The 10,943-nt window shown below is 67.4% G+C and carries 12 protein-coding genes and 1 tRNA gene; 5 read left to right on the top strand and 8 right to left on the bottom strand.

Annotation, left to right across the window (positions count from 1 at the left end):
- Positions 1-411 precede the first annotated feature (411 nt).
- A complete protein-coding gene (locus B4F19_RS03795; RefSeq protein WP_228179100.1) occupies positions 412-717 on the bottom strand; it encodes a transposase in 306 nt (101 codons plus the stop codon).
- Between the two features lie 205 nt (positions 718-922).
- Here B4F19_RS03795 and B4F19_RS03790 point away from each other — a divergent pair, with 205 nt between their 5' ends.
- Positions 923-1,183, top strand: coding sequence for a hypothetical protein (locus B4F19_RS03790; RefSeq protein ID WP_228179101.1), 261 nt, complete (start codon positions 923-925; stop codon positions 1,181-1,183).
- 7 nt (positions 1,184-1,190) lie between these two features.
- On the opposite strand, the gene B4F19_RS03785 is transcribed toward B4F19_RS03790, so the two are convergent.
- The 5 genes from B4F19_RS03785 to B4F19_RS03765 form a co-directional block, all read right to left on the bottom strand.
- Complete coding sequence (locus B4F19_RS03785; RefSeq protein ID WP_267189823.1) at positions 1,191-1,970, bottom strand: nuclease-related domain-containing protein; 780 nt, start codon at positions 1,968-1,970, stop codon at positions 1,191-1,193.
- A gap of 29 nt (positions 1,971-1,999) precedes the next feature.
- Positions 2,000-2,713, bottom strand: coding sequence for a nucleotidyl transferase AbiEii/AbiGii toxin family protein (locus B4F19_RS03780; protein WP_228179103.1), 714 nt, complete (start codon positions 2,711-2,713; stop codon positions 2,000-2,002).
- Complete coding sequence (locus B4F19_RS03775; RefSeq protein ID WP_228179104.1) at positions 2,710-3,318, bottom strand: hypothetical protein; 609 nt, start codon at positions 3,316-3,318, stop codon at positions 2,710-2,712. Before B4F19_RS03775 ends, B4F19_RS03780 begins: the two co-directional genes overlap by 4 nt.
- 220 nt (positions 3,319-3,538) lie before the next feature.
- Positions 3,539-3,611 (bottom strand) — tRNA-Met (locus B4F19_RS03770).
- A gap of 60 nt (positions 3,612-3,671) precedes the next feature.
- Positions 3,672-4,283: a MerR family transcriptional regulator gene (locus tag B4F19_RS03765; RefSeq protein WP_228179105.1), complete on the bottom strand. Its 612-nt coding sequence runs from the start codon at positions 4,281-4,283 to the stop codon at positions 3,672-3,674.
- A gap of 94 nt (positions 4,284-4,377) precedes the next feature.
- On the opposite strand from B4F19_RS03765, the gene B4F19_RS03760 reads away from it, so the two are divergent.
- The gene (locus tag B4F19_RS03760; protein WP_228179106.1) at positions 4,378-4,794 is read left to right on the top strand and encodes a hypothetical protein; all 417 of its coding nucleotides are present in this window, start codon (positions 4,378-4,380) and stop codon (positions 4,792-4,794) included.
- A 10-nt stretch (positions 4,795-4,804) separates the two neighbouring features.
- Here B4F19_RS03760 and B4F19_RS03755 read toward each other — a convergent pair whose 3' ends face one another.
- Together B4F19_RS03755 and B4F19_RS03750 are read right to left on the bottom strand one after the other, a co-directional pair.
- Entirely contained in the window at positions 4,805-5,221 is a 417-nt protein-coding gene (locus B4F19_RS03755) for a YccF domain-containing protein (protein ID WP_228179107.1), read from the bottom strand.
- Between the two features lie 233 nt (positions 5,222-5,454).
- The gene (locus B4F19_RS03750) at positions 5,455-6,162 is read right to left on the bottom strand and encodes a DUF1684 domain-containing protein (protein ID WP_292732895.1); all 708 of its coding nucleotides are present in this window, start codon (positions 6,160-6,162) and stop codon (positions 5,455-5,457) included.
- A gap of 103 nt (positions 6,163-6,265) precedes the next feature.
- On the opposite strand from B4F19_RS03750, the gene B4F19_RS03745 reads away from it, so the two are divergent.
- The 3 genes from B4F19_RS03745 (at position 6,266) to B4F19_RS03735 (ending at position 10,804) form a co-directional block, all read left to right on the top strand.
- On the top strand, positions 6,266-8,935 hold the full coding sequence (locus B4F19_RS03745; protein WP_292732893.1) for an ABC transporter substrate-binding protein: 2,670 nt from the start codon (positions 6,266-6,268) through the stop codon (positions 8,933-8,935).
- Positions 8,936-9,011: 76 nt separating this feature from the next.
- Positions 9,012-9,950, top strand: a complete 939-nt coding sequence (locus B4F19_RS03740) for an ABC transporter permease (protein WP_292732891.1) — start codon at positions 9,012-9,014, stop codon at positions 9,948-9,950.
- Positions 9,947-10,804: an ABC transporter permease gene (locus tag B4F19_RS03735; RefSeq protein ID WP_292732889.1), complete on the top strand. Its 858-nt coding sequence runs from the start codon at positions 9,947-9,949 to the stop codon at positions 10,802-10,804. Before B4F19_RS03740 ends, B4F19_RS03735 begins: the two co-directional genes overlap by 4 nt.
- The last annotated feature ends 139 nt before the right edge of the window (positions 10,805-10,943 follow it).

Here is a 10,943-nt window from a genome sequence, read left to right as displayed (position 1 = left end):
GAGCGCCTCGTGGCGCTCGATGTCGGTGAGCCAGACTCGGTTGGGCGCGTCGGCGCGGAACACGCGCTGCACATGATCGTCGAACACGGGCGGGCCGGCCTTTCCCGTTCCCGCGTGGGCGGCGTTGCGCGGACGAGAGGATCCCGGCTTGCGAGCACAGCTTCCACGCCGTCCGCCGGCTCATCCGCCAGCCTGCGCGGCGGGCTTCGTCGGCGAGGTATCGGTATCCAAACGTCGGGTCGTCGACGTGGGCGTCGTGGAGCGCATTGATCCGATACGCGCGGAGCACGTCCGCGTCCCGGACCGGGTCGTTGCGCCACCGGTAGTAGGGCTGGCGGGCGAGCTTGAGGACCCGACACGTCACCGTCACGGGAATCCCCGCTTCGGCGAGCTCGGAAACGAGCGGGTACGTCATTTTGGGGAGCCACCGAGGCGCAGGTTCGCCTGCGACAGATACGCCTCCGCCCGGCGGAGGACCTCGTTCTCCTGCTCCAGCAACCGGATCCGCTTCTTCAGCTCCCGAGCCTCGGCGGCATCGGCAGCGGTCTGGCCGGGACGGTTGCCGTCTTCGACGTCGGCTTGGCGGAGCCAGTTCTGCAGCGTCGCTTCGCTGATCCCGAAGTCGGTGGCGATCTGTTTGATGGTGACGCCGCTCTCGCGGCTGCGCGCGACCGCGACGACGTCCTCGCGGAACTCTTTGGGATAGGGACCGGGCATGATGACATCCTTCCCGCCGGCGCCTCCCGGCACTAACGATCAGTTGTCACCGATTCGTTCCTCACGCCCGTGCGCCCGATGCACGCATCCAGCTCGCGGTCGTCGCCCTCCGTGCAAACCACCCGCGCTTCTGCGCGACGCGAGCCGCACCGACCTGAGATCACCGCATGCCGTTCTCCGCTCACGGGAGGCGTCGGAAGCAGAAGTGCAGATCACACTCGCAGCACTCCTCGCCGCGCTGCACATGGACGCCGGCATCGCAACCGCCGACGGCCACCCACTCGCCCTGGTCACGGTGGACGGTGAGTGGGCACTCGCTGGTCCGCGTCATGCCCAGCCTGGTCGCATCGAGCCGCTCATCCCGAACTCGCTGCCTAGGCAGATCGAGACGGTTCCGGCGCCGCCCGCGACGGCCGAGGTGGACACGGCGCCGCGTTGCGCGTGGATGTCGGAGTTCGTGCTGTAGCTGCGATTTACGCGACGGGGAAAGCCTGTGCGAGGCGCGCATGAGTGGCGTCGACGTCGAAGGCGACGACAGGTGCTTCCATCATCCGCTTGATGAGGAGTCGCGGCCAGACGACGTGGACCGTGAAAGATCCTCCGAGGAGCGGCCAGTCGGCTTCGAGAAAGCACAGCACGCCTGTGATCGGGATCGTGTCGTCGGCTAGTGCCTCGCGGACGCGGTCGGCTTGCGACTTCACGCCGTCGACGAGTTTGGTGCCGTCGCGGCCGCCAACTCGAAGCGACTCCACCCGTGGTCGGAAGAGGCCGCCCCCAACGCGCAGCTCCGGGCGCTTGTTCTTGTATCGCTTCGCGTCGATCACCCAGACACCCGAGGGGCCGATGGCGATGTGGTCGATGTTCGCTTTCGTGCCGCGGATGCGACGGTCGTGCATGACGCGGAAAGTGTCGGGGACGTCGGCGAGTCGTTTCGCCATGAGCTCCTCGCCGACCGCTCCGCGCTCCCACGCCTTCGTGCTTTGCGGATCGTCAGACAGTGCGAGGATCAGCCCGCCGAGCTTCGGATGCTCACCGCGGATCCGCTGCTCACGGGCATCCCGGCGTCGCTCGTACTCTCGGCGCGCGGATGCTCCGGCTTCGCCGCCCACGGCTTCGACCGGGGGCGCCTCGACTGCCGGTTTGTCGCACTCCACGCAGCGAATCGCCTTTCGAGCCCGCTCGTAGATGGCCTCGGCACCCGCACGGTGCGCGCGGCCACATAGCCGACAGCTTCCGGCGTAGCGCAGCTTCATGCGTTTGTCGTCGGGACCGAGTTCCAGCGTCACGTGCCCGCTCCGAGCGTCGGTCCCGGGCGCCCGTCTGACCGGCGCCGAAGCTGCAGTTCAGCTTCTTCGATCCATTCGCGGGCGAGGGAGGCGTAGCGGCGACGGTCCTTCTGGTTGAGTCCGGCGAGTTTGGGGAGGAGTTCGAATGTCGTGCGCATGTGCCCGGGAATGTCATCGACAGGTCCGCCGGTGGATGACAGGAGAACCTCGATCACTCCTCCGGCGGTGCCGCCGCTGTCGATCAGGGCGACGAGCTCGCGGGCATCCTTCCTTCCCTTCTCCGTCGCGTGCCGGTCGAGCAGGGCGGCGATCTTCGTGGCGATGTGGGCGTCGAGTGTGAGCATGAGCCACCCTTCGACCTTGAGGTCGGGGTCGACGTACCGGGTGAGCGCACCGACGTCGAGGAGCAGCTTGGTTCCGAGCTTGGACTCGTAGGGGAAGTACGCGTCGACGTGGACGCCGTCGGCGTTGCCGCGCGCCTTCCGCCCGCCACTGTGGAGGTGGTTCTCGCTGTACTCAGTGAGGCGTTCCGGGAGTCTCTGCCGCAGACTCTGGTCGGTGATGATCAGGTCTATGTCGTGGCTGATCTCGCCGCCGACGCGCGCGTTCGTCGCCCACCCTCCGATGAGGATCGAGGGCTCGAGGTCGTACCCGAGCGAGTCCAGCAGAGCGCGAAGGCGGCCCTCATCGTCTGCCCCGAGAATCGTCATTGTCCGTCGCCTTCCTGATCCCACTCGCGGTCCCGCAGGAAGCTGTCGCGCAGCGCCTTCCGGAACTCGGATGCCTGCCACCCGGGCGTCGCGAAGAGATCGGCATACGTCTGAGCCAGACTCGAGAACCCGTTCCAGGTCTTCGCCGCACGCTTGTCCATCAAAACCACACGCACCTCCTTGCCGGCGGGCAGGGTGGTGAGATTCACGGACGCGGGCAGGTACACGATGTGTTCGTTGAAGTCCGCGACGGCTCGGCCTTTCAGGATCGCGGTCGCCGCATCAGCGCCGCCGAGCGCGTAGGGGCCCAGCTTCGAGTCGAGAACCGGACCGATGCCTTCGCGCGTCGTCCACGCGAGGGTGTCGCGCTCGAGGTTGCGCCACGCGCACAGCATCGTCAGGAGCTTGTCGATGCTGACGACCGCGAGCCCGCCCCGGCTGTACCGATCGATCGTCCCGTTGCTCTCCAGGCGCTCAAGAGCAAGGTAGGCGGTTGTGCTCGGCACGCCCGCTTCGTAGGCGAGGTCGGCGACGTTCCGCCAGGTCCGCTGCCCTTCGAGCGCACGATCTGCGAGAGCACGCCAGACCAGCTCGTTGCCCTTCATCGCGCTCCTCGGTTTCCAGGTATTCCTGCGATCATCGTTACGGGATTACATGTAACCATGATTACAGGAAAATCGGAAGATTGATCCACGTGACGAGAAACGCGAAACTGGGCGTCGTGGTCAAGGTGTGTCCATCTGGTGTCCGGATGGTCGTCACCGAAGAGGAGCAAAGCGGCCACGATCCCTTGAAACAATTGGGATCGCGTCCTTTCGCGAACAGACGCGACGAGGGGAGTCGAACCCGCTGCGCGACCGGGTATGAACCGGTGCCCGGAACCATCCGGTCCGCCGCGATACGGCGCAACGCTAGCCGCGACCCCTGACGCGCGGCTGCCGTGTTTCTTACCGTGACGTCACATGTCGTCATCCGTCTCGCGGGTGGCGAGCACGTGCTGGTGAGCGAGCCGGCGGAGGGCCAGGATGGCGGGTTCGTACATTGCCGTGCCGAGCACGGCGTACGAGACTTGCTCGCTCTCGCTGAGGTGTGCCAGCGGGATGAGTTCGGCCGCCGCAATCTGCAGCAGCGGCCCGGCGTAGCGGGCGGCGGTTTCGGCATCCCAGGCGAGCCCCGCCGCCTCGATGCCGCGGATCGCCGCCTCCAGCTGCGCGACAGCGGCGAATCGCTCGTCGTAGGTGAGCCCCAGTCGCTCGATCGTCTCTCGCGCGCGGTCGGTGTTCGTCTCGTCGGCGTACGGTGGCAAGGCGCTCACAGCCTTTCCGAGCGTCGCGTACGGCGTCTCGTCGGGCTCATCGATGAGAGACAGGATCTCCTTCACCCGGGCGAGCGGAAGCGCGCGCACGTCGCTCAGTGCCTGGATGGCGCGCAGGCGGGCGAGGTGCTCGTCGTCATACTCGGCGCGGGTCGCAGACGTCGCGGCGCCGCGGGGCAGCATCCCTTCCCGGATGTAGAACTTGATCGAGGCGACGGGGATGCCGCTTCGCTCGGAGAGTTCGGAGATGCGCACGATGCTCCTTGCCTGGATAGTTTCACTATCCTATATTGGGTATCGGCACTATCCAATACGCGCCGGCGGCGCGGAGAGTCGAAGCGGAGCATCCATGTCCCCGATCCTGTCGATCGTCGTCGGCGCCACCCTGCTGACGGTGATCACCATCGCCTACGGCGGCACGTTCGTGTTGCGCGCCACGACCGGCGGCTACCCGTTCAACGGACTACAGAAGACGTTCTTCCGGGCAGGTCACGCGCACGCCGGGGTGCTCGTCATCCTCGGGATCGTGTGTGCGCTCGCACAGGCATCCGCAGGAGTTGCGGGAGGCTGGGAGTGGGGAGCGGTCGGCGTTCTCGCCTCGGCGATCCTGGTTCCGGCGGGGTTCTTCCTGTCGGTGATCGGTCGCGACCCGCAGAAGCCCGGGCGGGCGATGGCGCTGCTGTGGACCGGCGTCGTCGTGCTCGCATTCTCGCTCGCGGTGGTCGGAGCATCCGTCATAGCTGCCGGTGTCGCGGCGCTCGGCTGAACTCCCGAGGTCAGCGGGCCACGGAGTCGGCGGCCCGGTCGAACTGACCGCCGCGCCGCTTCTCGACGATCTCTTTGCCCAGCGGCATCAGCGAGACCGGCACGAGCTTGAAGTTCGCGATCCCGAGCGGGATGCCGATGATCGTGATGCACAGCGCGAGGCCCGAGAGGATGTGCCCGATCGCGAGCCACCAGCCGGCGAGGATGACCCACACGACGTTTCCGAGGAACGAGAACACTCCCGAACGCGGGTGATCGACGACCTCGCGCCCGAAGGGCCAGAGCGTGTATACCCCGATCCGGAATGACGCGATGCCCCACGGGATCGTGACGATCAGGACGCACAGGATGACGCCCGCGAGCATGTAGCCGAGGAACAGCCAGAACCCCGACAGGACGAGCCAGATGATGTTCAGGAGGGTTCGCATGGCATCCATTCTGGGCGGTGCTCCTGTGCGCGAGGTGGGACCCGGCGCGTCCGACCTGGAGCGGGGGCGCTACGAGCTGACGGCCTGGGCCTCCGCCCGCCGCCTGCTCTGAGGCTGCGACCGCTCGTCGAGAATCCGACCGCTCGTCGAGAATCCGAACGGGCGCCGAATCGCACGGCTCCCGTTCGGATTCTCGGCGCCGGATCGGATTATCGATCGATGACGCCACCGGGTCAGCGCACGAGGCGCTCGCCCGCGCGAACCGGCACGGTCCAGCGGTTGGTGGGCGGCGGGAAGACGCACACGTAGGCATCCGAGAACGCGCAGGGCGGAAGGTACGCGCGGTTCAGGTCGACGGTGACAGAGCCGTCCGGCCCCGGTGCCGAGATGCGGAGGAACCGGAAGCGGTAGCTCTCGTTCCCGCTCGTGGCGTCGGAGAACGCCGCGAAGAACGAGCCGTCATCGAGCAGCTGCACACACAGTGACACGTCCCCGTGGGGCAGCGCGAGGTGGAGGACTCCATCGAAATCGTCGGTGCTCCGGTGCCCGTCGACGGCCACGGTCGGCACGCCGCGGTGAGGGGTGCGCTCCAGTCGCGTGAGGATCCGCAGGCGATCATCGAGGGGCCAGCGCTCTATCTCCGAGATCCCGCGCTGCGCAGGCGCCGACGGGTCGTAGACGCGCACCGCGACCGCGCCGTCGCGTTCGAAGCCTCGGAGCTCGAGATTGCCGGACTCCCAGCGCTCCCCGGGCGCCAAGCTGACGTCCCCAGACGTCAGCGACCCCATGGCCCGCCCGTCCTCTGCGTGCCAGTGACCGGGAACGCCGTCGAAGGAGCGTGGCGTCGGATCCAGCCAGTGCGTCGCCGCAAGCGTCGCGATTCCGCCGGGCGACCAGACTGCGGCGTCACGGCGCGCGCGCCATTCCTCGGTGGTTGTCATGGCCTGCCTTCCGTTCGGGGGTCGTCGGGTCTGCGTGGCGGGTGAAAGCCGTGAGAAACATATTGTTACACCATCGAAACCTGGTGATAGATAGCATCTCGCTATGGATCGACGGAGTGACATCGATATCGACGCTCTGACGCGTGCGCTCGATGTCCATTCCCTCCGCATCCTCGTCGCGATCGATCAGACGGGATCGATCAGTGCCGCCGCTCGATCGCTCGGATACTCCCAGCCGACGATCACGCAGCACGTCCAGCGGCTCGAGGCCCGCCTGGGTGCGGCACTTGTCGTCCGCACCGCGCGGGCTGCTCGGCTCACCCCGACCGGCGCTCTGCTCGCGCAGCACGCGCCCCGAATCGACGCCAGCCTCACGGCGGCGGCTACCGAGCTGGCACGGATGCTGGGCCGTCGAGCCGACCTCGTGCGCATCGCCGCATCCGCCGATGCGGTCGGCACGGTTGTCGCACCAGCCCTCGGACGCCTCGCTGCGCAGCAGCCCGAGATCGACGCCTCGTTCGTGGAAGCATCCGACAACGCTGCGGCCCTCGCACTGGTTCAGGACGGTCGCGCCGACATCGCGGTGACACTCACGCTCGCCGTCAGCGGCGAACGCCACGCGATCGCCCGGCGCAGTGGGATGCGATCGACGTTCCTGTTCGCGGAAGAGATCGTCGCACTGAGCACTGCGGAGATCCAGGCAGCGGGAGGACGCATCGATCCCGCGCTCCTGGCCGACGAAATCTGGATCCGCGGCGACGGATCACCGGGCGACCTGCTAGCCGAGCGTCTCGAGCGCCCGCGCGCCGGCGATGACATACACGTCTCGAACGCCGCTGCAGCTGTGGCTCTCGCCCGGCACCGCGTGGGCACAACCTTCGTCGCCGAGAGCGCACTGGCCGGCATCGATCTTCCCGATGGCGTACGGGTGTGGGGACTGACCCCGGCAGTCACCCGCCGCGCAACCGCGACGGCCCTCGTCGAGGCTGCAACGATCCCCGCCGTCGAGTCGGCGCTTCGCGTGCTCGCCTCGCTCCGCCCCTCACCAGCCGACGTCGAGGTCATCCTCGACGCCAGACGCCGCAGCGCAAGCCACCGTGCCCGATTCAGTTCGTCCCGCACGACCTACCCCGCCCGAACCGCACCCCCAGAGGAGAGTCCTATGCCCTTCCCGTCCACCGCCCGCCTCGCCCAAGCCGGCGCCGTCGTTGCCGCGGGGGCGCTCCTGCTCACCGCGTGCAGTGGCGACCCGGCGCCGTCGGCGAGCACCGCGCTCGCTGACAGCGGCGAGCAGATCGACAGCATCACTGTCGCGCTGCCCGGATCGCTGTCCAACCTCTACGTCGGGCAGGAGTCCGGCATCCTGAACTACTACATCGCCTCGATCGCGCAGGAAGGTCTCGTCGCGATCGACGCCGACGGCGCCATCCAGCCCGCCCTCGCCGAGTCGTGGTCGCAGCCCGATGACGTCACCTACGTCTACGAGCTTCGCGATGACGCGATGTTCCAGGACGGCACGCCGGTCACGGCCGATGATGTCGTCTTCAGCCTCAACGAGGCTCGCGACGAGACCACCTCGCCCGGGCTTGCGTATTACATGACCAACGTCGAGTCGGTCGAGAAGACCGGCGACAGTGAGGTGACGATCACCCTCACTGAGCCGGATGCCGCGTTCGCCAAGAACATGAGCACCGGTGGCGCGGCCTTCATCACTTCGAAGGCGTTCTGGGATGCCAACGACGGGAACATCGGTACGGCATCCTCCCTCCTGATGGGAACCGGCCCCTATAAGGTCACCGAGTTCGCACCCGACTCGCACGTCACGTTCGAGCGCACCGACACGTGGTGGGGCGACGAACCCAAGGTCAAGAGCATCACCGTCAACTTCATCCCTGACGAGTCGACGCGACTTCTTGCCGCGCAGTCCGGCGACATCGACGTGGCGTTCAACGTGCCGCTGGCCCAGTCCACGCAGTGGGAGGGCCTGGACACCATGCGCGTCGACTACGTCAACGACCTGTCGTATGTCGGGCTCTACTTCAACACCAGCGTTGCCCCGTTCGATGACCCGAAGGTGCGCGAGGCGATCGCCCACGCGGTCGACCGCGATGCCTACGTCGACAAGCTGCTGCGCGGGCACGGTGAAGCTGCCACCGCGATCATGACCCCCGAGTCACTCGCCGCCGTGTACTCCCCGGATGTCGCCCGCGAGAAGCTCGCCGAGATCCCGCAGTGGGACTACGACCTGGATGCTGCCAAGGCGGCGCTCGCGGAGTCGGGGTACCCCGACGGGTTCGAGACCGAGATCCTCACCCCGAACACCGGCCCCCAGCTGGGCACGGCAGCGCAGGCGCTCTCGCAGAACCTTGCCGAGATCGGAATCACGCTGAACGTTCGCGAAGTGCCGATCGAGGAATGGCTTGCGAGCCTGGATGCCTCCAGCGACTACGGCCTGAACATGATGTGGTACTTCTCGACCCTCGGTGACCCCGCCGAGATCCCGAGCTACCTGCTGGGCGTCGGCAACCCCGCCGCATACGACAACCCCGAGATCATGGCGCTGCTGTCGGAGGTGGGCGCAGAGTCCAACCCGAGTGATCGCATCGACCTGCTCATCGAGGCCGAGACGCTGCAGGCCGAGGATGCCGTCAACATTCCCCTCTGGTGGGGCCAGTCGGCCACCGCGTTTGCCAACAACCTCGGAATGAACGACTACAGTCCGTTCGCGTTCATCTCGTCGTGGCCGACGCAGCTCTACCGCGCGGCGCAGTAACACCGACGGAACCACCACTGTGACAACAGGTTCACCCCTCCGGGCACGCGCCCCGCGATCACGGCCGCTTGGCCGCATGCTCGCGGTGCGCGTGCTCGGCATGCTCGGCGTGCTGCTGGTTCTCTCGTTCATCGTCTTCTCGCTGATGTACCTCGCCCCGGGCGACATCGTGAAGAACCTGCTCGGGAACCGGCCGTCCTCACCGGATGCGGTTGCAGCTATCCGAGCCCAGTACCACCTTGATGACCCGTTCCTCGTGCAGTACGTGCGCTGGCTCGGCGGTTTCGTCACGGGGGATCTCGGCGAGTCGATCCGGCTGCAGACAACCGTGGCCGACGCGATCTCCTCCCGCGTCGGGCTCACCGCGGCGCTCTGCGGGATCGCGTTCGTCATCGCCCTCGTGGTGGCGATCCCGCTCGGCGTGCGCAGCGCCGTACGGGCAGGCGGGGCATCCGACCGCACTGCCAGCGCGCTCGCGGTCGTCGGGCTCAGCGCCCCGACGTTCGCCGTCGGTCTGCTGCTCCTCTACGTCTTCGCGTACTACCTTCCGGTCTTCCCGGTATACGGAGCAGGGTCGGGCGGGCTCGACACGCTCTGGCACCTCGTCCTCCCGGCGATCACCCTCGCCCTGGGCCTCGGTGCCATCATCCTGAAACTGACCCGCACCGCCATGCTGCGCGAACTCGAAGCCGACTACGTCACCTCGGCCCGCGCTCGCGGTCTGTCGGAGCGCAGCGTCCAGCGCATCGCGCTGCGCAACGCCGCGATCCCGATCGTGACCGGCGCGAGCCTCGTGCTGACCTTCCTCGTCGGTGGCACCGTGCTGGCCGAAACCACCTTCGCACTGCCGGGCCTGGGCACCCTGCTGCAGGACTCCGTGCTGTTCAAAGACATCGCCGTCGTACAGTCGCTCACACTCCTGGTTGCGATCGTCATCGCCGTGATCGCGCTCCTTGCAGACATTGCCTACATCCTGCTCGACCCGCGGGTGCGCGAACGGGGGGTGCCGGCATGACCGCCGCGATCGAACTCATGACCTCACCGACCCGTCGCCGCAGACGGATGCCGATTCTCATCATCCTGTCGGTGGGCCTGATCGCTCTCGTGGTGCTGGCTGCCGTCCTCGGTCCGTTGCTGTTCCCCGACGCCATGCGCCAAGACATCCTCTCCGCGCTCCTGGCCCCGGGACAGGACGGACACCTGCTCGGCACGGACGAGCTCGGTCGCGACGTGTTCGCCATGACGGTCGCGGGCACCGCGTCGGCCCTGGTCGGACCGGTGTGTGTCGCCCTCGGATCGATGCTGCTCGGCATCCTGCTCGGCACGCTCGCCGGCTACGAGCGCGGCTGGCTCGATTTCTTGATCAGCCGCTGGACCGACCTGCTGCTCGCCCTTCCGGTGCTGCTGGCGGCGATCGTCGTCGCCGGTGTGTTCGGCGGCGGGTACTGGGTGACCGTGGTTCTGCTGATCGCGCTGTTCTCGCCGTCGGACATCCGAATCGTGCGCGCGGGCGTGCTCGAGCAGTCGGCCCGGCCCTACATCGAGGCTGCCCAGATGCTCTCGCTCTCGCGGTGGCGCGTGATGTTCCGCCACATCCTGCCGAACGTGTCGACCCTGGTGATCACGAACGCGATGCTCAACGTCGCGTTCGCGATCGTCGCGTTCTCGTCGCTGTCGTTCCTCGGCGTCGGGGTGCCGCCGGGGACTGCCGACTGGGGGCGCCAGCTCACCGACAACCGGGCGATCATGTTCGACAACCCTGCCGCCGTCATGGTGCCGGCCGCCCTCATCATCCTCGTCGCGTGCGCCGTGAACCTCGTCGGCGACTGGCTGGGTCAGCGCCTCTCGCAGGTAGGAGAAGAGGCATGACCGGCGTGCAGATTCACGGGCTCACCGTGCGCGGACCACAGGGCGTCATGGTCGAGCCGTTCGACGCGACTATCGCTCCGGGCCGGACCCTGGCCATCATCGGTGAATCCGGATCGGGCAAGACCCTCAGCGCCAAGAG

The sequence above is a fragment of the Microbacterium sp. UBA1097 genome (assembly GCF_002313585.1).
Classification (GTDB): Bacteria; Actinomycetota; Actinomycetes; order Actinomycetales; family Microbacteriaceae; genus Microbacterium.
Note: the sequence above shows the minus strand (reverse complement) of the source record. Positions and strands in the feature narration are given on the sequence as shown.

Coding starts and splice junctions, on each gene's coding strand:
- B4F19_RS03760 (WP_228179106.1), top strand. CDS start 4,378: ATGTCCCCGATCCTGTCGATCGTCGTCGGCGCCACCCTGCTGACGGTG.
- B4F19_RS03745 (WP_292732893.1), top strand. CDS start 6,266: ATGGATCGACGGAGTGACATCGATATCGACGCTCTGACGCGTGCGCTC.
- B4F19_RS03775 (WP_228179104.1), bottom strand. CDS start 3,318: ATGAAGGGCAACGAGCTGGTCTGGCGTGCTCTCGCAGATCGTGCGCTC.
- B4F19_RS03795 (WP_228179100.1), bottom strand. CDS start 717: ATGCCCGGTCCCTATCCCAAAGAGTTCCGCGAGGACGTCGTCGCGGTC.
- B4F19_RS03750 (WP_292732895.1), bottom strand. CDS start 6,162: ATGACAACCACCGAGGAATGGCGCGCGCGCCGTGACGCCGCAGTCTGG.
- B4F19_RS03735 (WP_292732889.1), top strand. CDS start 9,947: ATGACCGCCGCGATCGAACTCATGACCTCACCGACCCGTCGCCGCAGA.
- B4F19_RS03785 (WP_267189823.1), bottom strand. CDS start 1,970: ATGAAGCTGCGCTACGCCGGAAGCTGTCGGCTATGTGGCCGCGCGCAC.
- B4F19_RS03740 (WP_292732891.1), top strand. CDS start 9,012: ATGCTCGCGGTGCGCGTGCTCGGCATGCTCGGCGTGCTGCTGGTTCTC.
- B4F19_RS03780 (WP_228179103.1), bottom strand. CDS start 2,713: ATGACGATTCTCGGGGCAGACGATGAGGGCCGCCTTCGCGCTCTGCTG.
- B4F19_RS03755 (WP_228179107.1), bottom strand. CDS start 5,221: ATGCGAACCCTCCTGAACATCATCTGGCTCGTCCTGTCGGGGTTCTGG.